Source organism: Roseibium sp. (assembly GCF_051016195.1).
Classification (GTDB): Bacteria; Pseudomonadota; Alphaproteobacteria; order Rhizobiales; family Stappiaceae; genus Roseibium.
Genome location: NZ_CP134616.1, coordinates 5,657,626 through 5,678,162 on the forward strand (window position 1 = coordinate 5,657,626; position 20,537 = coordinate 5,678,162).

A 20,537-nucleotide genomic window follows, 5' to 3' on the forward strand; every position below is an offset into this window, starting at 1 on the left:
CGAACGAACCACCAGACCGATTTCGATCAAGCAAGAGCGAAACTCAGGCAAGCTCCCGCACAACTCGCTTGTCTTACACCAGCGCCTTCAGATACTTCCCGTAATCCGTTTTCCCGAACAGCTCTGCGTGCTCCAGAAGCTTGTTGTGGTCGATCCAGCCGTTGGCATAGGCAATTTCTTCGGGACAGCCTGACTGCATGCCCTGCCGAACCGACAGCGTTCTTACGAAGTTACCTGCATCAAGCAGGGACTCGTGTGTTCCCGTGTCCAGCCAGGCAAAGCCCCGGCCCATGCGCTCCACGTTCAGCGCGCCTTCGCGCAGATACGTATCCAGCAGGGAGACGATTTCCAGCTCACCGCGCGCGGATGGTTTCACTTCGCGTGCGCGGCGCGGCGCATCGCTGTCGAGGAAATAAAGGCCCGTCACCGCATAGTTCGAGGGTGGCACACTCGGTTTTTCAATGATTTCTTCCGCCAGGCCCTCATCGCTGAATTTCACGACCCCGTACCGCTCCGGATCGGCAACGTGATATCCGAACACGGTCCCTCCCCTTGCGCGGCTGTCGGCTGCAGCGAGCACCTCCGGAAGGCCATGGCCGAAAAAGATGTTGTCGCCGAGCACCATTGTGGACGGCGCGCCGTCAAGGAAATCCTCGGCGAGAATATAGGCTTGCGCCAGGCCATCCGGCGACGGCTGGACAATGTACTCAAAACGCATGCCCCACTGGCTGCCATCGCCCAGAAGACGCTTGAACTGCGGCTGATCCTCCGGGGTTGTGATGATCGCAACTTCCCGAATGCCAGTCAGCATCAGCACGGACAGCGGATAATAGATCATCGGCTTGTCGTAGATCGGCATCAGTTGCTTGGAGACAGCCATTGTCAGCGGAAACAGCCGCGTGCCGGATCCCCCGGCCAGAATAATGCCCTTACGATTTGTCATGAGGTTACACCCAGTTTAGCCAAAGTATCTGCAATGCCCGCCTTCCAGTCCGGCCGGTCCAGCCCGAATGCGGATAGCGACCGGCAATCCAGCCGGGAATTCAAAGGACGGCGTGCCGGCGTCGGATAGGCCGAGGTCGGGATATCCTCCACACTGACCGTTCGTCCCGCCTGCCTGAAGATCTCACGCGCGAAATCCGCCCAGCTCACATCCGGCGCGCCGGAAAAGTGGTAGATGCCGGTTTTCGAGGACTGGTCTTTAAGCGCCCCCGCAATTTTCACGCACGCTTCGGCGATCGCTGAAGCCGGCGTCGGCCCGCCGACCTGATCTGAAACGATCGTAAGATGCTCCCGCGTTTCGGAGAGGCGCAGCATGGTTTTCAGGAAATTCGCACCGTGTGCGGAGAACACCCAACTGGTGCGCAGGATCGCGTAGTCCGGCGCGATGGCGGCAATTGCCTCTTCGCCTTTCAGCTTGGTGCGTCCGTAGGCTCCAAGCGGGGCGGTCATTCCTCCGGGCACAAAGGGCTCTTCGCCAGCCCCGTCGAAGACATAGTCCGTCGAGATGTGAACCAGGGGGATTCCAAGCCTTGCAGCAGCTTCCGCCATCTTCCGGGGAGCGGTTGCGTTTATCTGCAATGCGAGGGCTTCTTCGTCCTCGGCCTTGTCAACGGCGGTATATGCGGCCGCGTTTATGATCCCATCCGGGCGGGCTTCCTCAATCATGCGGCCGATATCCGGGTCCGTCGAGAGGTCGGCCTGCTCCCGCCCCCAGAACACCGCATCCGGCAACAGCCCCCGGAGTTCGGTTGCCACCTGTCCGGAGGAACCAAAGACCAGCATCATGATTTGGCATCCGTTTTCACGCCGAGCCTTTGGCCTACGCCCTTGCGATCCTGCAACGCCCGCCACCAGCTCTCATTGCCAAGATACCACTCGACCGTCTTCTCCAGGCCTTCCTCGACATTCACGCTCGGCTTCCAGCCGAGCTCTTCTCTAATGCGCGTCGGGTCGATCGCGTAACGCATGTCATGGCCGGGCCTGTCGGTGACGAAGGTGATCTGGTCGGCGTATGAGCCTTCGGCCTTCGGACGCTTCTGATCGAGCAGGCCACAGATCGTCCGAACGAGGTCAATGTTCCTGCGCTCGTTTTCGCCGCCGACGTTGTAACTCCGTCCGGGCCTGCCCTTTTGAAGAACCAGAAGCAGCGCGTCCGCATGGTCCTCGACATAAAGCCAGTCGCGCACGTTCTCACCCTTGCCGTAGACCGGGATCGGCTTTCCGGCGAGTGCGTTGAGAATGACGACGGGAATGAGCTTTTCGGGGAAATGATACGGTCCGTAGTTGTTTGAGCAATTGGTCAGGACAATGGGAAGCCCGTAGGTTTCGTGCCACGCCATCACAAGATGATCCGACGCTGCCTTTGACGCCGAGTAGGGACTGCGCGGGTCGTAGGCCGTTGTCTCGGTGAACAGGCCGGTGTCGCCGAGCGATCCGAACACTTCATCCGTCGAGATCTGGTGAAAGCGGAAGGTTTCCGGTTTGCCGGCTTCCTGCCAATAGGTCCGCGATGCCTCGAGCATGTTGAACGTACCGGTTATGTTGGTCTCAATGAAGTCGGACGGGCCGTCAATAGACCGGTCTACGTGGCTTTCTGCGGCGAGATGCATGACCGCGTCGGGCCGATGTTCCGCGAATATCCGCTTCAGGGCCTCTCTGTCGCGAATGTCCGCCTGCTCAAATGCGTAAAGAGGGCTGTCAGCAACCATCGCGACATTGTCGAGGCAGGCTGCATAAGTGAGCGCGTCGAGATTGACAACGTTCAGTCCGCGCTGAACTGCAAGTCGGATTACGGCTGAGCCGATGAAGCCCGCTCCGCCCGTGACAAGAATCTTCATCAAATCCCTCAATAGTCGAAAGGTGTTTCGAACGCAGCAAGACCTGGTGCTGCTGCATCCTTTTCAGACAGTGCCGGCTCGATATCCGCAAGCGGCCATTCGATCCCACAGCTGTCCCAACGCACCGCCCCGTCACATTCGGGCGCATAAAAGTCGGAGCATTTGTAGATGATCTCGCTGTCGGGTTCGAGTGTCATGAAACCGTGCAGGAAACCTGCAGGCACAAAGAGCTGCTTGCCGTTTTCGAAGCTCAAGTCAGTCCCGAACCAGTTGCCATAGGTCGGAGACCCACGGCGCACGTCTACAGCAACATCGAATATCCGGCCGCGGCCGCACCTTACAAGTTTGGCCTGAGCGTGCGGAGGTGCCTGAAAGTGCAACCCTCTGACAGTGCCCCTGGCGCTGCTCAGGGAATGATTGTCCTGCACGAATTCGACATTCACACCGATATCGGCAAATGCTCTTTTGCTCCAGCTTTCGGAAAAGAAGCCGCGGTCATCGCCAAACCGCTTGGGTGTTATCTGCAAAACACCGGGCAATCCGGTCTCATCGACAATCATTTTGACCTCAAAACAAACTTTGCAGAGCAGGTATCAAAAGAGGCTACGTGCTCCGGGCGACGCTGAAACTCACTGGTCAACAAGCCCAATGAACAGGTTCGCATGACCGGCTAACAGCAGCCCTTCAATCTATTTTTTCGCGGCGACTATACCGATATCGACGGCAGAAAACACAAGATTTATTCGACCTGTTGGGTTTGTGGTAAATTCGACGAAAATCTTAACTAATTCTCTGCGTAACGGCAGCGTCCAGCGGGTTGCGTGAGGCGTTGGTGCCGCTGGTTTGCTGTTGCCGGCCACGCTTTGATGGAGACGGTTGCCCGATGCTCGGTCGAAATTCACACCAAAACGGAACGCTTACCTTGTTTCCGGCAAGAAGCCCCCGCGCCCGATGAACGAAAACCGAGGCGACCGCGCACTTCCGCAGAGCACCCCGATTCTGATGCGGTTCTTCAATCGCGAAAGCGTGCGGACCTGACCTCAGGGGTTGAACGAAGGCGCAAGCGATAGCACCTCAGGGTCCCTCTTTTTACGGCATCGTCAAAAATTACGAAAAAGGGAAATAACCTAATTGACTGAATGGACGAACAGATTTTGTTTGCCGCACAACCTACGGAAAAAATGAGGTTGCACTGCGCCGCACATTGAATTAACGTCCGATTAACCAAATTTATGGATACCACGGTTTTTTTTAGTGGTGAGGTAATTTCACAGGATGTCTCTTGCTCGCATTTTTTGGCGAGCATTTGCAGTATAAACTCAGAGTTTTAATTATGACAGACAATGTTTATGGATTGCATAATACGGATCTGGGAGAAGCGATTGAGGGAGCGGATCCCGCCCAGACCTCAAGTTTTCTAAAGCGTGGCCTCGATCTTTTCGGCTCAACATTCGGTCTTATTTTTCTCGCTCCGCTTTTTGCTGTTCTTGCGATTGCGATCAAAACCACGAGCAAAGGACCGGTTTTGTTCAGGCAAGATCGGCACGGGCTTGATGGGAAGACCTTCATTGCCTACAAATTCCGGTCGATGTATGTCGATCAATGCGATCATTCCGGTGTCATCCAGACCGTGAAGAATGACCCCAGAATCACCCCGATCGGAAGATTCCTGCGCCGGAGTAATTTCGACGAGCTGCCGCAGCTGCTCAACGTTCTCAAGGGTGAGATGTCGCTTGTGGGTCCGCGCCCGCACGTTCCCGGGATGCTCGCGAACGGCGTGCCTTACGAGCAATTCGATCCTCGCTACCAGTCGCGTCATCGCGTGAAACCGGGGATCACCGGACTGGCTCAGGTTGAAGGCTTCCGCGGCGAAACCAAGACAGCCCATGCAGCTTCCATGCGCCTCTATTACGATCTCAAGTACATTGAAGTTCGTTCTGTTGTTCTTGATGTGAAAATCATCATGCGCACCGTGATCCAGGAGTTTTTCAGGGGCAAGGGGTACTGATCCTTGCCCTGAATCGTTTGGGCGAACCAACAAAACTTGTCTCACAATGGAGCCAGCGACAGCCGTTGGCTCTTTTTGTTTGCCGCCGAAGAATTCTCTGCTTCTCTTCCCGCAAATCGATCTGCCGCGACTGAACATGGCAGGCGGGTTTTTCGCGCTTTCCGCGGCATGGACGCAAAGCTTCGCGCGCCCTAGGTGATGGACCCATAAATGAAACTGAAATGGCATGCGAAATGGCGAAATCCCGTTAGGAAGGGTGTGCAGAGCGGGCTTCCTGCCCGGTCAAGCACGCTGACGCCACGGGGTGACGCCCTTTCCATGTCCTTCGGATTTGACCGGCTTGCTCCTCCTCGGCGTTGCGAAAGGCTTGAAAATGAGGGACATTTCCTGCGCTTCCGCTCCTAGACGAGAAGCAAGCCGCCTCAAACCATTTCAATCTCATTTATGGGTCCATCACCTAGAATTCTCTCGGACGAATGAACTTGTTCCAAAGAACAGCGAGGCAACCGGCTTGGTGAAACCTGGCCTCCATCTCGCTCCTGCGCTCGAGACTGCAGAAGCTGCAATCATGCTCCAGGCAGACCGGAAGAGGCGATGGGCCATTTTCCCCTGGATGTGCGCGCTAAGCGCACTGTCCACCGTTGCGTTTGCGCAAGTTCCTGAAGATGCCCGCGACTGGATTGCCCTCGCGATCGAACGCGTTTGCGATGATCCAAGCAAGGAAGGACTGGCCGTGCAAAACGACCTGCCCGGCAGCTGGTTGCTGGAAGATACAAGGCAACCGCCGACCGGACCTCCCGGTCGGATACTGATGCGTTTTGCGCTGCCTGAAGGCCACGAACTCACGCTGCAATCGCGCCTTTCAAACGGCACCCTGCGCCAGTATCGTGCCTCCGTGGCGTTGCAGAACGGCAAGACGCTCCAGTCACGCTTTCTGGCGATTGCCGATGGCAGCTGCATTGTGCGCTCTGCACGTGAAATTCGAGACGGCGAAGATCCCTGGGTGTTTCTCGATCAGTTGGATGGAGACCTGAAAACGCTGCGATGGACGGAAACGCTTCAGGCCCCCTGGCCGCCCGGCGAGGATGCCGGTGGGGTGCGCATCGGCCTGGTGGATTCCGGTCTCGCCTATGACCTCCCTCTCTTCCGCGACCGGCTTGCGCGCAATGCCGACGGGGTTCCCGTCGGATACGACTACTGGGATCTTGATCCGTGGCCCTACGACGGAGATATATCCCGTGGTGCGTTTCTCCCGATCCGTCACGGAACCGCAGTCGCCTCGATCGTTGCGCGCGAAGCACCCCGGGCATCACTGGTTCCCTACCGCTATCCAAGACCCGACATGGCGCGCATGGCCGAGCTGGTTGGCGATGCTCTCGCAAATGGTTTGAAAATCCTCGCCATGCCCCTTGGCAGCAGGAAATCCGAGGACTGGGACGCATTCGCGGCTGCGCTCAAGGATCAGGATATCCTGGCAATCGTCTCTGCGGGAAACGACGGCCGCGACATCGACGCCAATCCCGTTTATCCGGCGGCGCTCGGCCTCGACAACATCCTCACGGTCACGTCCGCAGATGCATTCGGACGCCTCGCGCAGGGATCCAACTGGGGTGCGCAAAGCGTCGACCTCATGCTGCCCGCCGAAAACATGGAGGTGACGGATTTTCGCGGTGCATCCGGCGTGGCATCCGGCTCAAGCTACGCCGTGCCGCGGCTCGCTGCGCTTGCCGCCCGTTTGCTGGTCGAAGAACCTGATCTCACGGCTTTAGAATTGAAAGCCAGGATCCTGGAGCGCGCCGTCCCCTCTCCGTTCGAGCAGGAACGGCTCGTCTCGGCCGGCTGGATCCCTGACCCGGAAGCCGACTGACCGGTCAGCGGCGTTCCGGTCTTGGCGGAGCGGCATCGATGAAGCGCCTTGCCGCCTGCGCCTGCCTCGGGTCGGCTTTCAGGAGCGCCCGGTATCCTTCCTCGGCAAGCTCGGGATCACCTCCCCAGACGCCGGACTGGATGGAAAAGCGAAGCGCCTGCGGGTCGTCCGGTGCGGCTTCCATCAGCCAGCGGGCGTGTTCCGTCATGTCTTCAAACCGCGCCCCCAACTGCAGGGATACGAGAAGGGACAGCCTGGAATTGATGGAATTCGGCACCTGTTCGACCGCCTGAGCGTGCAAATCCGCCGCAGCTTCGAACGCGCCGGCACGGGCGAGAACACGGCCGGCTTCCAGCAACTGGCCATGGTTTGTGGACCGCGCACACGCGCGCGACAAAGGATCCGTTTGCTCAGCCGGGTTCTGGCTACTTGCCGCGCTCTCGATGGCCGCGGCACAGGCGGCGAAGTTTACGCCGAGCCGTCTGGTCATCCGGTCCGCGTCCGGGTCGTCGCGCCGGCGCAACAGGTCTTCGACGGCCGAAACCGGGATCGCCTCGAAGCGGTTGTCACCGCCGCCGACAGCAATCCCCCTCAAACGGCCATTTTCAACGACGAGCGCTCCGCCGCTGACGCCCGGCTGCATGTGTGCACCAACGTGCAGCCGGCCGAGCTTCGCCCCGTCTGCCGGGAGCATGATCAGTTTACCCGGTTCAAACACCCTGATCTCGCGGCGCGCAATATCCGCGCCGACCGCATAGAAGAGATCCGCTTCGGGACCTGCCCCGTCCAGCTCCAGCACGGCGCCCTCCGCGGGCAGGCCTTCCGTTTTCAGCAAAACGAGATCGCCTTCATAGGCCGATGGCACGACCTGTGCGGTCCTCGGCCCGGAGGGTGTATGCACCGTTGCTTCCAGGCGATCGCCAAGCACGTGCCTGTTGGTGACGAGGAGATCTACGGCGATGCGCGTTGCGCTCGCGGCGGGATCGTACGCGGAAATCGGGAACACCGCCTGGCGCTGACGACAGACGGCTTCCGGATACGGGCATTCGGGATCGGATGCGCCGGAGGAAACCGCGTCTTCCTCAGCTTCTGCGGCAAAAGACAAGCTGACAGTGCTCCGGACGCCCGCCCTTTGCAGCACCAGCGGGACGCTTCGGGTTTCAGCCGGAAGCAGCGCCAGCGCGGTGATCGCGTCCCTGGGTGTTTGTGTGCGCCGCTCACCGATCTGAACGATCTGGTCACCTGGCTCAACGCCCGCTCCTGCCGCGGCTCCGCCCGGCTCGACGAACCGGACTTGCGGCGCCGCAAGCGTGGCCAGTTGCGCGCGGCCGGCAGGCCCGAGACGCCAACCGGCGGTCAGGTAGTCCACGTTTCCCTTTTCAGAAAGCGCATCGACCACGCGCATCAGCAGGTCGTTGGAAACGGCGAAGTTGACCCCGATATTCGCGTCCGCGTCGGAAGCGAATATGGCGGAGACCAACCCGATCAGCTGCCCGTCCCTATTAATCAAGGCACCGCCCGACGTCCCCGGATTGATCGCGGCGTCCGTCTGAATGAAGTCTTCCACCGCGTTGAAGCCCGCGTTCGTGACGGCTGTGGCCGACACGACACCGCATGTGACCGACAGCCCGAGACCGAACGTGTTTCCGATCGCACAGACGGGTTCGGCAAGGCCGGGAACCGGACCGAATTCGATGGGTGTCAGCCCGGCCTCGACCTTGAGCAACGCGATGTCGCTCGCCTCGTCGCCGGCGACGAGACGGGCGGGTACGATCCTGCCGTCGGACAGACGCACATCGATACGCTCCGCCGGCTCGACGACGTGAAATGCGGTGGCGATCATGTCCGGCCGGACAACCACGCCGCTGCCTTCAGGCGCTGTCCCCGGGGGGGCACCGGCCCCGCCCTGCTGCTGGCCGGGCCAGACCGGAAGAACCGACACGACATGTTCAAAGGCCTGTTCCGGCGATGCCTGCGCGCGGCCGGTTGGCAACATCACCAGACCCAGCAGGACAACCAGGAACGAGAGACGGCAGATCACTTGCATCGGCTTTTTCCGCAGTTGGATGGCATTCATGGATCCGTTTGCCTTTACGCCGGTATTTCGTTCAGGCTGCACCGCAGGATCAGCCAGTTTCCGCCCGCCTGGCGCGTCATCACATTCAACGAGCATCCACGACCGGCAGCGCCTTCACTGTATATCGCAAGGCACCAGCCAAGATCGCCGGAGCTTCCGGCACTCTCCACGTCGATCTTCTTGTTTACAGCGTCTTCGTCAAACCAGTCCAGATGCGCAGCCTCGATGGCCGCGCGACCAACAGCCGGCGGGCCGTAGGGTGAGAAAAGTTCCGCGTCGGGCGAAAAGTGCGCCGCGCAACCGGCTGCATCTCCGGCGCGATAGCAGGCGACATAGCCGTCGAAAACTGACTGGAATTCCCGTTTGTCGGACATGGTTCCTCCGCGCACATCTCACGTGACTATCGCGGTTCGCGCATGCGGCGGCAAGACCCGGGAAGATTTCCCGAATGGGAGCAGATAGCTTGTCGGCTGTGTTGACGTCACAGCGAAGCTCTCACCTGTTCAGGGCCAGATCCGGTTGATGCGATCATATCCGTTCGTGCGGCTGGTCCGATCCATCCATGCAACGACACCGCGGCGCATGGGTATGATCGCCTTCCGGCATTGCGCGGACTTAGTGCAGGGCCGGCGCAAGGAACAGGTCAGACTTACAACTGCGGTCCGGCGTAGAGGCGTAGTGGCGATGCCAGTCATGAGGCTGCTTTCCGGTTGGCGCTACGGTTGAGATCAGTCACCCTGCCGCTCGAAGCGATCAAATAGATGCGCTGCGGGCTTTTCATCCGTCCATTTGTCACCGAGCTCACGAAGTGTTCCCCTATCTGACCCATCGTTGTTCGATTTGGAAGTTGCTGTCGAACTCATGTCACTGAGAAAGCGGCAGTACTCCGTCCGGTATCCAGTTGGGATATCGACTTGTTTTCTGGATTTGTCGTCCCGGTTTGGCGCGCAAGCGGCAAAACCGGGATCTAGTGCGCCGTGTGACTGGAGGTTTTGGGAGCTGGAGAAACAAGGGGGTACTGGTTCCCTGCCTTCCGCTGCGCTTCAGCAGGGATGACAAGTCGGCATACGGCAACGTGCCCTACAGGAACCGTTTCGTGTTACCGGACAGGAGTACATCTGACCCGGGTATTGTACTGAACTCACTGCGTTCGTCATGACGAGATGGATCGGATCATCAATATCTGCGTTAAAAGGTTCGGCGAACATGATTGCGTGTCCGGAACCCAATGCTGCCGACAACCAAAGCCGGCGTTCCGAGCGACGGTCCAAAACGGGTCGCATGGTTCTGAGGAAAAACTTGTCGAGAAAAGTGGCGGAGAGGAAGGGAGTCTCCCCCTGAGATTTTTAATCTATATATTTCAATTTCTTAGACGAGTCTGAGTATTCAATTTTACTCAAAAACTACTCAATTTTACTCAGTCCTAAATCGGGTCTAGATCCTGTTGAGTGTTAAGCGGCGCAGGCGCGGCGCGAATGTGGATCGTGTTACGTGGTTCGAATCCTTCGTCAGCTATACGCGTTTTTCGGTGCGACGAGCCTTGGTTAACTCACGACACCTTCGACGCTAGAAACAAGCCAGCTAGTTATCAAACGGTATTGAAATGACTGTCGCCGCTTGTTTGGAGCCATTGAAAATTCAGTCTCGTTGTCACGCCAAAACGTAAAAACAAACCAAACTTGAAATGCTAACTCAAATAGCATTTAATCCAATTGTATTTTAAACAGAAGCAATCTTAGGTACTAAAAGGGGCGTCTTGTGGCACGTTTTTTCTGGGTAGGAATTGTTTTTTCGTTAGTCGTTCAGACTCAGATTTCCCATGCAGCGGTTCAATGCAAGAGCATTGTTGAAGCAGGTATTTTCCGCGAGGTATCGTCGTGGAGAGAAGAAAAGCTTTATAATTACATTAGACAACACGAGTGCCAAAAGCAAAAATCAGAAAGAATATCTAGTGATCAGTGGCACATCATATACGATACCTTCTCGATGAGAAGGAACGATAGAAGATACAATATTGATGTGGATGACATATGCCGAACTTTTGTAAAGGATAGTAGTTATAAATTAAAAGAGTTTTTTGAAGATCGTTTTTTTGACACTGGACTAGAGTCTTTGCTTGAAAATTGCTCTCCGGAAAATGGAGCTCCACTTGTTAAAGCTAAGCTTCCGGAAAATGGAAATAAGATTTACCTTACGATCTCTTATTTTCCGCGAGTAAATACTACGGAAAAAATTAGATATGAAATTGATGCGACTGACATCGCTTGTAACCCAAATTCTGTTTCAGGTTCTGATTCTAAGCTTGACGAATTTAATGATCTGCCCGCGACACGCTCTGACGATGCTTGGAAGAAAAATCTCGAAATTGACGTTGAACCATTCAAGTATAACTACTTAGTCTGCAAATTTGATAAAACCAAAAAACGAGGTACACTTGCCGTACTTTCAAATCTACAAGCGCCTCGGGTTATTGATCTAGTTCAACAGTTTCAAGCAAACTATGATAAATGCGATGTTTTACTGAATAGTAGTGTTTATCAGTTATTACACAGCTCAAAGACATTACTTACACCAGATTGCAATTCAGCAGACTCCAACAAGAATTCTAACATTAAGTGGGGTGGGCGCTCAGAAGGTGTAGAAGGATACATTTCCAGATCGTCGATGCCCAAGTTTACTACATATGAAACATTCCCCACCGTACTAGCTCGTCACTTTGGTGATACTCCCAATTGTTGGCGTGTCTTCCAACTGGGGGGGCATTGGCGAATAGTACACCCATTGAGATCTGCAGCACTCAATCCTAATAAAGATTTCATTTGTCAAAAATTAGACGAATAGCCAACCGTAAGGATCGATACTGCTCCCTTTTTTGTCTAGCAACCTTGCATGAACATAGATGACATTGTTTGTGCAGTGTGACACGGCCCCTTGATCCGGGACACCCAACCGGAGAGTTGTTCATGTTTTGCGCTGCAACCCTACCTTCTGCCGGCGCGGGATAGAAATCTTCGCCTTTCGTCAGCATGACGGGCTTGTCTCGCCCGCTGCATTTGCCAGCATTAGCGGAGGGTGTCTTAGCCGAGCAGGATGGCTTTGAGAGCTACGAAGAAGTTTCGAGGCGCTAGCCGAGTTTGAGCGCGTAATGGCGCAGACCGGCAACAAGGTTGCGGACGTTATGATCAATTGGCGAGACGACGGTAAGCTCGAGCTAGCCTTCGCGGTAGACGACGACTAGGACAACAAAGCGACCGGTAGCTAGACGCAAAGCAAGAGGCAAAAAGACCCCGCTCGATTGGCGGGGCTTTCTTTTGCTTGGCGATGCCGGAAGAATAACGAGACCTTATCGCTCGAGATCCTTCGGAACGTAGAGAGCGATAAGCGGCTCTTGCCCAAGGACCGTTTTCGCCTCAACCGCTAGATCGGCGGCTCTTGCCATTCGGAACAACTCCTCTTTGGCGGTTTGCTTGCCTTGCGGCGTGCCGTCTTCGAGGGCGGTAATGATCGTCGGGAGTATCTCGGTCCAGGTGGGCTTGAGCGTTGCGGAACTCGTCATTTTAGAAACCTCCTCTAGCTCGTTAGTTATTGTCAGACCCTGTGCGAACGTTGGCAACAAGCCTAGCGCCTATTTTCCGCCCAGCGCCCGGCACTATGCCACGCTAGAGAGCGATGGAGCACACGCGTTGCGCTACTTTTCCATCGATGCAATTATCATAGAGTATTGCTTTTGAGGGGGTTATTTCGTGATGGCTAAAAAGACGATTGTACGAGCGATGGCGGCATTTCTCGTGACCTGAGACCCCAGAACTCGTCCAGTTTAGTGTAGAGTCTGTCCCAATCAGGAGACGGACGGAATGAAGCGTTCTAGGTTCACAGAAGAACAGATCATAGGCATTTTGCGGGAGCAGGAGAGCGGTCAGAGGACGGTCGACGTTTGCAGGCGGCATGGGATCTCGGAAGCCACCTTTTACAAATACAAGGCCAAGTTTGGCGGCATGGATGTATCCGATGCCCGCAAGCTGAAGGCGCTTGAAGACGAGAACGCGAAGCTCAAGAAGCTTTTGGCTGAGGCCATGCTCGACAACGCCATGCTGAAGGACGTTGCTTCAAAAAAATGGTAACGCCCGGTGCAAGACGGGAAGCTGCGGCTCACCTGTGCGGAGCGCACGGCGTGAGCCAGCGTCGGGCGTGTGCGGTCTTGGCAATTGACCGGTCGAGTGTTCGGTATCGAAGTCTTCACCTAACGATGCATATCTGCGTGAAGCTATGAAGAAGGTTGCCGGAGAGCGCCGGCGCTTCGGTTACAGACGTATTCACCTGATGCTGGAACGCCAGGGCATCCGAATGAACCAGAAGAAGCTGAGACGTCTCTATCGCGAGGAAAAGCTGCAAGTCCGCAAACGTGGTGGCCGGAAGCGGGCTTTGGGCACCAGACGACCGATGATGTTGCCAAGCAGACCAAACGAGCGGTGGAGCCTGGACTTCGTGTCGGATGCCTTTACGGACGGCCGCCGGTTTCGGGTTTTAGCCGTGGTCGATGACTACAGTCGCGAGTGCCTGGCGCTGGTGGCTGATACGTCGTTATCCGGCTTGCGCGTTACCCGCGAACTCGATGCGCTCATCCGTCTGCGTAGCAAACCGATCACCGTGGTTTCCGACAACGGAACCGAACTGACTAGCATGGCCGTACTCAAATGGTGTCAAGAGACAGGCGTCAACTGGCACTACATCCAACCCGGCAAGCCGATGCAGAACGGATTCGTTGAAAGCTTCAACGGCAGCTTCAGGGATGAATGCCTGAACGAAACGCTGTTTTCGTCGCTCGCCGAAGCCAGATCCCAAATCACATCATGGAAGGACGACTACAACCGAAACAGACCCCACTCATCCCTGGGCAATCTCACGCCCTACGAATTCGCATTGAAAATGACATTGCAAACACAGGCCGCATGAGGTCAAAAATCAACCGAAGGACTCCGCGCTAAGTCGGAAGAGGATGGGGTCTCAGGTCACCATCAAAAAACCCCGCTCAACGGCGGGGTTTCTTTTTGTCTTTTTTGGGCGAGCTTGGCGGAGAGTAGGGTTCGTGATCCGGTTTAGCTTTCTTCCACTTTTCATCTCTAAAAAAAACGAAGCCGCTCCACATTACGGGTAGTGCAGCAACGGTAAATGCCCAATACGGATTTATAGCACTGGCTAAATCTTGCACCAAGCGCCAGCGAGACACTTTGACCTCTACCTCATCTTCGAAGGTTTGAAGTGTAACGGCCCTACCTTCTTCTACGTGGGCAAAAACACTGAGGGTCAATAACTCTGTGTCGGCATAATCTAGCGGCTCAACCCTCCATGCCCATTCTGTTGGCGCAAGAGGGGAAACTGTTTTGCGATCATTTCCATAAGCAACAACTTCTAGTCCAGACGTCCCTCGCAGAGTTACCGACATCTCAGTTGTAACGGGTGTTAATCCTGAAAACGTTTCTCCCTTCAAAAGATCCGATAGTTCCATATGGACTGATCCGTCCAAGTTTAGCTTAAAGACAACATCCTCCGGACTTCCTCGCCGCAATTCAGTAATTCTGTTGTAGATAAACGATCCTTCTGGAAACCGATCCAAAACATCATCGACAAACATCCTCCAGCAGTCGGCTACAGGACAATCCTCCAAGTAAGAAGAGTTATCATTTGCCGACTGCCATGGATAGAAGTCTGGCCGAGGGGCGTATGGCCTTGTCATGTCGTTTATTAGTGATTCATTCGCGTACCTTCTCGTTGACTCGTGAGAAAATGCTATAAGGAAGAACAATACTGTCGCAATGCAGCAGCCGACTATCACGGACCGTCTAGTAAAGACGTAACCAATAAGACTGTTAAACACGCCGCACTCCCCATATACGGTGGTTGCTACGACGATGATAACTCAACTATTAGGCGCTGCTCTACTTAGAATTTGAAGGACTTTTGCGGCCTCAAGCCTCTAACTCGTAATCGAGGGTATCTTCTCGGATCGGTCGGGCTTCTCGAAACGCCTTCGATAGAGCCGAATAGGCCGGTACGGCGGCGACAAAGTGGGTCGAGCCCGATAAACGTCCAACCCTCCTTGAGGAGGACGTCGTGAGCGTAGGGCGCGATCCGTCGACGCCCGAAGCCTTCTCCGAGAAGATCTTGTCACAGTCGCGTAGCTTGTCGAGTTGTACGTCGAGAGACTGCCCGACCGAGCTTTCGCAGGCGCATCCCCTGCTCTATGAGCTCGTTGGAGCCCAGCGCTTAGGTAGGAAGAAGACCACGCCGGAGCGGTCGTCTTCTCGATTTAGATCGAGCCCGCCCCTGCGAGCTTGAGCCTTACCGCTTCATCATCGAGAGCTACCCCGGCGTTGTCGGTAAGGTCGTCGGGGTTATCGACGCCTTCGATCTTCCGGAGGATCTTCCCGATAGTTGCGAATTTCGACTTCGGGATATCGTGCCACTCGTAACCTTGGAGAAGCGTATACCAGGACGAAAAGCCGTCTCGGACGATTGTCGCGTCGTCGAGCGTAATCGCGTATTGAACCTCGGTTGCGCGTTTTTTGGTCGTATAGACAACGACGATATCTTTAGAGCCTTGAAGCCAAGACCAAGGGCGAACGATCCGAACCGGTCCTGGGGTACAAGCGACTTTCGCCCTAAAAGCGCTCCGCTCCTCTCCCTTCGGTGCCCAAGGATGGAGCCCTACCGTCTTTTCAGTAATCCCTAGCAAGCGCTTGCCGCTTAGGAGGGAGTTTTCGTAGGCGGTTAGAACGCTCGGAGTTTCGAAGTCGATATCGACAACGCCTTCGATTAGTCGGACTGTTTGCATTGCTCACCCAATCTTTTGACTGCCTCAAATTCGTGAGAAGGGATCGCGTCGAAGTCGCGGTCGTCGAATAGGATCGCGATACGACAGCCGGCTGTTGCGGCGACGCGGTCGAAGTTGATATCGCGGGCGTAGACGTTCTCGACAACGCTCTCGGCGGTGTTTTGGATCATCACGGTCGTCTTGCAACCTTTGAGCCAGGAGATCGGGCGTAGGATTAGAGCCGGAAAGTCGCCCTTTTCCGCCTTGCCTTTGATCTCCTCAAGATCGGAGAGGCTCGGAGCCCATTCGTGAAGATCTTCGTCGCCTTCCTCGATAAACGCGTGATCGCTCTTCGAGTCGAATGATCTCAAGAAGGGCGGAAGGTCGATAAGGAAGGTATAACCCGGCTGCCAGAACGGCTTTGCTGGTCCCATTTGATTTAAGCCTCTTTGACGTGTTGCTTTGAGCGCTTTTCGCTCTTGTCTTATTGAGCCAATTGTAGTGCGAAACGCACTCTCTACTAAAAATCGCGAGAGGGCTTGAAAGTCACCCTATTCGATGAATTTACAATAAGAACAATACTTTAGGTCGCGCTATTGATATCTATCACGACTATATCTTGCACGATATAAGCGCACATACCGACAAGAGAAAAGGTGACCTGCTCCCCTGAAATTTCCTCGTTTTGAGGTTAGTCTGTTCCCAATTGAAGGAAACAGACGATGAAGCGATCCAGGTTCTCTGAAGAACAGATCATTGGCATTTTGAAAGAGCATCAGGCGGGTATCTCAGCCGCCGAGCTATGCCGCAAGTATGGCGTCAGCGATGCGACGTTTTACAAGTGGCGCTCAAAGTACGGCGGCATGGAGGTGTCTGAGGCCAAACGTCTGAAGACCCTCGAAGAAGAGAACACGAAACTTAAGAAGCTGCTCGCGGAGTCGATGATGGATGTATCGACGCTTCGTGAGATGCTCGGAAAAAACTTCTGACGCCTGGCTTGAGGAGGAATGCCGTGAGCTGGGCAATCGAGACCAAGGGATATTCGCAACGCCGCGCCTGCGGGCTGGTCGGTATCGACCCGCGCGTGTACCGCTATCGGTCCACGAGATCCGACGATGCTGACCTGCGCCAAAGGCTCAGGGAACTGGCATCAGAGCGCAGGCGGTTTGGTTATCGTCGGCTGCACATGCTGCTGAAGCGCGAAGGCATCGAGGCCAACTGGAAGAAGGTCTACCGGATCTACCGGGAAGAGCGTCTCACGGTGCGCAAGCGTGGAGGCCGGAAACGAGCCCTTGGAACGCGGGTGCCGATGGCTGTGCCGCAAGCCGCCAATCAGCGGTGGTCGCTTGACTTTGTCTCCGATGCCCTGATTGACGGACGCCGGTTCCGTATCCTGTGTGTCATAGACGACTTCAGCCGGGAATGTCTGGCAACTGTCGTCGACAACTCGATCTCCGGAACCCGGGTATCGCGGGAACTGGACATGATCGCGGAGCGCCGTGGTCGCTATCCCTTGATGGTGGTCAGCGACAACGGTACTGAGCTGACGTCAAACGCCATGCTCAAATGGCAACAGGATCGCAGCGTGGAATGGCACTACATCGCCCCACGCAAACCCATGCAGAACGGCTTTGTCGAGAGCTTCAATGGACGCTTGAGAGACGAATGTCTCAACGAGCACCTGTTCCAAAGCTATCGTTATGCTCGTGAGATCATCGAAAACTGGAGGATAGACTACAATCTGAACCGACCGCATACGAGCCTCGACGGGCTCACACCATACGAATTTGCAAAACAGTCCATGACGGATCACAACGTGAACAGCGCTAACTTATGAATGCGGACAATCAGGGGAGCAGGTCATGAGGGATATCCAAACTACAGCGCTACGGTTGTAGTCACGCCACTAAAGGAAGGTCGCGGATATCTATTGTTCTAAGCTTGAAAGACCCACGCAGCGAACCCGTGGCCCTACAGGTTACTACCTACGAGAGGGATTTCTGTTTAAATCGAGCCTACCTCAAAGTACAATCAGATATTGCAGACCGATTGTATTCGCGACGGCAGGTTTAACATGGTGTTCGGGTGGCTTAAGGGCGCAGTTCAGAGGAAGGCCGATGAGGTTCAACGCGCTGAGCTTCAACACTTTATAGCCATGCTAAGGGGAGCTGACGATGAGGAGTTAGGGCTTGTTGTCGCAATTGCTACTGATTTCCGGAATTCGTTGTCGGCCCCGTTCGACCTGCTCGACCCTATCAATACCGTCGATGTAAGCGTCCCTCTTCAGCTTGTTAGGCAATACCAAGACCTTCAAAAAAGAGGTCTGCAGGCCATGGCCCCAGGTGTAGCTGTCTGGCTACACACAACGCGGGCGGCTCACGCTCCCTCTAATAGGGAATTCGCTCGAGAAATGTGGAGCGTACTAGAACGTGGCATGCCGTGCGCCGAGGAAGCCGCGCTAGGTTTCAAGGAATTGACTGGAACCAACCTCAATTGTTCGGGTTTTACCCAGATCCCTATTGGATTCGAACCAAGAAGGCCGAAAAGAGTCGAACCAACCAAGCCGACTAGCAATCAATCGCAAAACGATGAGCTCGAACCTCTCAGGGAAGTATCTAAGTTAGTTTTCCAACTCGGGAACGATATCACGGAGTACGGCTGCGGAGTTGCCCTGCTCTCGCTTGAGAGCGGCTACAGTGTAGCCGAAACGGCTTCTCACATTACCGTTGTGTCTTTTGCGAGAAACGTCAAACGAGCCGCTGATGAAGCCAACTTAGAAGCAACTATGAAGCTAGCTAGCGTAGGCTTAGCAACCAGCGAGATGCTCAAGGAGATGAAGGACAGCGGCGCAATAAGGCAAGAGATTTGGGAAAACGATGTTAACGCAATCATGAAAATGATGACACCTAGCGAGGAGGCAATCGAGTACGCTGAAAAGGTGCTATCAGACCCCGTATCTTCAAAGGAGCCTGTAGCGAAAAGCCGGATCTTGTTTAAATAGATCGAAAGCAACGGCGTTCAGGTTGAGTAAACCTGCTCAAGGATCAGCGTAGTGGCTGCCCTACAGGCAAGACGGACCTGTCGAGTACGAACTACCCGGAAGCCCTTAAACCTGCTCAAAAAAATCGCCGAGAGAGCGCGGAGCTACCTACTCCCGTAGATCCGCATGCGGGCTTCAACAAACGTCCGGTTCGTATCTTCACTGCCCTCGGGCGTATTTGGAGCAGCTTACGAAATCCTCGACTGTCAAGTCGTTGATGCGGATAGCGTCGATATCGTCCCAAGAGTCAACTCGCTCTAGGTTCAAGTCTCGCGCGTAGTAAAGCTCCTCCGCTAGCTCCGAAGGCGCGATCATCCAAGTCACGGGCGTAATTGACCTCGTCGAAGCACTTACGGCGGGTATTGGAAGTTTCGACCAAAGCGGACATGCGCGCTTGCCGCAGCAAAGGTCCGGATCGAGCCCAATATCGACGTTCGTTCAAATTGGAATTCGGCATTGCGCTATTGACGAATTGGCGGCGTTCCTAACTTATCACTCAAAGTCCAATTTCTCGATGGGAGATAACATTGGCCAGATCCAAGTACCACATTCCTAAATCTATAGCACTACTCGCTGTCTGTATGTTCTCTCTAGAAATTCACTCGAGCCAAGCTGACGTTGCCAAATTACTGGGCACTCCAAGTGCGCAGCATACAAAAGACGACAATACGTTGCTCGCTCAATCATGTGGTTGGTGGCTCATAGTTGAAGACAAGATTGAAGAGGATCTGTGGATTCCAGAGAACGAATGGAATGTAGCTCAGAGATTGTTGTCTGAATTTGGCGGAATAGTTTTCTCTGCTTCTACATGGCCCAACTCATCTTGGTCTGACCTTGCTCAGGAGCATGAAGGGCTATTTATTGTTGCGCATGGACCCTTTGCGTCAAGGAGAGATGCGGAGTCCTTTGGCGAAATGATCGGGTTTAATTTGGTAGATAACCCTTGCGACGATGACTATTTGATCATTTTCAAGGGGTGATTTAGGAGTGTCCATTGTTGGCCAGCAGAGCAACAAACTTGAAAGAATGCTAACATGTCCCTACAGTGTATACATCGGTAAAATTACTCCCATACTATTCGCGTCGTTCAGTATGGGCTCAGTCGGCTCTAACATGTGTAATCCGTTGCAAAAAACATAATCGTAAAAAACGACGCTAAATGCATGTTTACGCAGTCTTGTGGATGGTGTTTGATTTTTTTTGGGGATTCTTAGAATGATTTACCCCAATAACTGCAATCCGCTTAGTTCCAATGCAAGTCTTTGTTTACATGGCTAGAAATGATAGTATTTCAGCGGAGTATGTCAGAAAGAAGTGGTTCTTGATGAGAAATATTATTCGAATTTTTCTTTTGCTCCTTGTGTCTAATTTTCCACCAACTAGCAGTGCTTTAGCGAGTGGCAAATTCGAAGGTTCATTAGTGCTAAAAGTAACTGCAGATGGACGCAACCTGCAGGTTGCGGAACAATTTTCCTTCATCGACCAAAATGGTGAAGTTTGGACAGTTCCGGCTGGTATGAAAACCGATGGTGCTTCAGTTCCGCGCGTTGCCTGGTCGTTGTTCCCACCATTTGCTGGAAAGTACCTGAAAGCTGCCGTCGTTCATGACCGCTACTGTGATACCATGCAGGAAACTTGGCAGCGTACACACCGTGTTTTCTTTGATGCTATGCTTACTTCCGGGGTCGACAAATTGTCCGCCAAAACTATGTATGCTGCGGTCAGGCTGTTCGGGCCCAGATGGACAGAAGATGGAACTAGGATAAAAAGCGCAAAGTTCTTATCGCAGCAGGAAAAACTAAACGACCTTCTAGAGTTTCAAGACTGGATTCTCAAGGAAGATCCATCAATAGATGAGTTGGAGAAACGGGCAGACTCAGGCCAGTAAGAAAGT

The 20,537-nt window shown here is 54.5% G+C and carries 17 protein-coding genes and 1 pseudogene; 8 read left to right on the forward strand and 10 right to left on the reverse strand.

Annotated elements, in window-relative coordinates; genetic code table 11:
- Positions 1-73: 73 nt before the first annotated feature.
- The 4 genes from rfbA to rfbC are packed head-to-tail and all read right to left on the reverse strand — an operon-like array spanning position 74 to position 3,400.
- Positions 74-943 (reverse strand): glucose-1-phosphate thymidylyltransferase RfbA, encoded by an 870-nt coding sequence (rfbA, locus tag RDA78_RS25665; protein ID WP_434052590.1) that lies wholly within the window; start codon positions 941-943, stop codon positions 74-76.
- Complete coding sequence (gene rfbD, locus RDA78_RS25670; RefSeq protein ID WP_434052591.1) at positions 940-1,788, reverse strand: dTDP-4-dehydrorhamnose reductase; 849 nt, start codon at positions 1,786-1,788, stop codon at positions 940-942. Before rfbD ends, rfbA begins: the two co-directional genes overlap by 4 nt.
- Entirely contained in the window at positions 1,785-2,840 is a 1,056-nt protein-coding gene (gene rfbB / locus RDA78_RS25675) for a dTDP-glucose 4,6-dehydratase (protein ID WP_434052592.1), read from the reverse strand. Before rfbB ends, rfbD begins: the two co-directional genes overlap by 4 nt.
- Before the next feature lie 8 nt (positions 2,841-2,848).
- Entirely contained in the window at positions 2,849-3,400 is a 552-nt protein-coding gene (gene rfbC / locus RDA78_RS25680) for a dTDP-4-dehydrorhamnose 3,5-epimerase (protein ID WP_434052593.1), read from the reverse strand.
- 722 nt (positions 3,401-4,122) lie between these two features.
- On the opposite strand from rfbC, the gene RDA78_RS25685 reads away from it, so the two are divergent.
- Positions 4,123-4,848, forward strand: coding sequence for a sugar transferase (locus RDA78_RS25685; RefSeq protein ID WP_434052594.1), 726 nt, complete (start codon positions 4,123-4,125; stop codon positions 4,846-4,848).
- A 568-nt stretch (positions 4,849-5,416) separates the two neighbouring features.
- Positions 5,417-6,715 carry a S8 family serine peptidase gene (locus RDA78_RS25690; protein ID WP_434052595.1) on the forward strand — a complete coding sequence of 433 codons (1,299 nt, stop codon included), beginning with the start codon at positions 5,417-5,419 and terminating at the stop codon, positions 6,713-6,715.
- A 4-nt stretch (positions 6,716-6,719) separates the two neighbouring features.
- On the opposite strand, the gene RDA78_RS25695 is transcribed toward RDA78_RS25690, so the two are convergent.
- Both RDA78_RS25695 and RDA78_RS25700 read right to left on the reverse strand, forming a co-directional pair.
- Positions 6,720-8,762 carry a serine protease gene (locus tag RDA78_RS25695; RefSeq protein ID WP_434052596.1) on the reverse strand — a complete coding sequence of 681 codons (2,043 nt, stop codon included), beginning with the start codon at positions 8,760-8,762 and terminating at the stop codon, positions 6,720-6,722.
- Positions 8,763-8,806: 44 nt separating this feature from the next.
- Entirely contained in the window at positions 8,807-9,166 is a 360-nt protein-coding gene (locus RDA78_RS25700; protein WP_434052597.1) for a YybH family protein, read from the reverse strand.
- 1,384 nt (positions 9,167-10,550) lie between these two features.
- Here RDA78_RS25700 and RDA78_RS25705 point away from each other — a divergent pair.
- Positions 10,551-11,633, forward strand: a complete 1,083-nt coding sequence (locus RDA78_RS25705) for a hypothetical protein (RefSeq protein ID WP_434052598.1) — start codon at positions 10,551-10,553, stop codon at positions 11,631-11,633.
- A gap of 502 nt (positions 11,634-12,135) precedes the next feature.
- On the opposite strand, the gene RDA78_RS25710 is transcribed toward RDA78_RS25705, so the two are convergent.
- Positions 12,136-12,348, reverse strand: coding sequence for a hypothetical protein (locus RDA78_RS25710; protein WP_434052599.1), 213 nt, complete (start codon positions 12,346-12,348; stop codon positions 12,136-12,138).
- 298 nt (positions 12,349-12,646) lie between these two features.
- Here RDA78_RS25710 and RDA78_RS25715 point away from each other — a divergent pair.
- Positions 12,647-13,745, forward strand: a pseudogene (locus tag RDA78_RS25715) (IS3 family transposase).
- A 76-nt stretch (positions 13,746-13,821) separates the two neighbouring features.
- On the opposite strand, the gene RDA78_RS25720 reads toward RDA78_RS25715, so the two are convergent.
- From RDA78_RS25720 to RDA78_RS25730, 3 genes are all read right to left on the reverse strand, one after another.
- On the reverse strand, positions 13,822-14,424 hold the full coding sequence (locus RDA78_RS25720; RefSeq protein ID WP_434052600.1) for a hypothetical protein: 603 nt from the start codon (positions 14,422-14,424) through the stop codon (positions 13,822-13,824).
- A 675-nt stretch (positions 14,425-15,099) separates the two neighbouring features.
- A complete protein-coding gene (locus RDA78_RS25725; protein ID WP_434052601.1) occupies positions 15,100-15,624 on the reverse strand; it encodes a hypothetical protein in 525 nt (174 codons plus the stop codon).
- A complete protein-coding gene (locus RDA78_RS25730; RefSeq protein ID WP_434052602.1) occupies positions 15,606-16,037 on the reverse strand; it encodes a hypothetical protein in 432 nt (143 codons plus the stop codon). The genes RDA78_RS25725 and RDA78_RS25730 overlap by 19 nt, the downstream gene beginning before the upstream one ends.
- Before the next feature lie 288 nt (positions 16,038-16,325).
- Between RDA78_RS25730 and RDA78_RS25735 the strand changes: the two genes are divergently transcribed.
- From RDA78_RS25735 to RDA78_RS25750, 4 genes are all read left to right on the forward strand, one after another.
- Positions 16,326-17,440, forward strand: a protein-coding gene (locus RDA78_RS25735; protein WP_434052603.1) for an IS3 family transposase whose coding sequence is annotated in 2 segments (ribosomal slippage) — positions 16,326-16,581 and positions 16,581-17,440 — 1,116 coding nt in all. Because the reading frame shifts where the segments join, the coding sequence is not laid out codon by codon here.
- Between the two features lie 237 nt (positions 17,441-17,677).
- Positions 17,678-18,604, forward strand: a complete 927-nt coding sequence (locus RDA78_RS25740) for a hypothetical protein (protein WP_434052604.1) — start codon at positions 17,678-17,680, stop codon at positions 18,602-18,604.
- Between the two features lie 566 nt (positions 18,605-19,170).
- Complete coding sequence (locus RDA78_RS25745; RefSeq protein WP_434052605.1) at positions 19,171-19,623, forward strand: hypothetical protein; 453 nt, start codon at positions 19,171-19,173, stop codon at positions 19,621-19,623.
- A 344-nt stretch (positions 19,624-19,967) separates the two neighbouring features.
- Entirely contained in the window at positions 19,968-20,531 is a 564-nt protein-coding gene (locus RDA78_RS25750) for a DUF1353 domain-containing protein (protein WP_434052606.1), read from the forward strand.
- Positions 20,532-20,537: the final 6 nt, after the last annotated feature.